Here is a 358-nt window from a genome sequence, read left to right as displayed (position 1 = left end):
CAAGAAACGCTCCAACCAGATCCGCAAGACGTCGTACGCCCAGCACCAGCAGGTCCGCCAGATCCGCAAGAAGATGATGGAGATCATGACCCGCGAGGTTCAGACCAACGATCTCAAGGAGGTGGTGAACAAACTGATCCCTGACAGCGTCGGTAAGGACATCGAGAAAGCCTGCCAGTCCATCTACCCGCTGCATGACGTCTACGTCAGGAAGGTCAAGATGCTCAAGAAGCCCAAGTTCGAGCTGGGGAAGCTGATGGAGCTCCACGGTGAAGGCGGAAGCAGCAGCACTGCTAAACCAGCAGAGGGTGAGACCGGGGCAAAGGTGGAGAGAGCGGACGGATACGAGCCCCCCGTC

1 protein-coding gene is annotated in these 358 nt (G+C 58.1%); it reads left to right on the top strand.

Annotated elements, in window-relative coordinates; all coding sequences use genetic code 11:
• Nucleotides 1-19: 19 nt before the first annotated feature.
• On the top strand, nucleotides 20-358 hold a 339-nt coding region (locus GFJ41_RS21255), incomplete at its 3' end, for a hypothetical protein (protein ID WP_500048763.1).

It is taken from the genome of Paraclostridium dentum (assembly GCF_012922555.1).
Lineage (GTDB): Bacteria > Bacillota > Clostridia > Peptostreptococcales > Peptostreptococcaceae > Paraclostridium > Paraclostridium dentum.
Note: the sequence above shows the minus strand (reverse complement) of the source record. Positions and strands in the feature narration are given on the sequence as shown.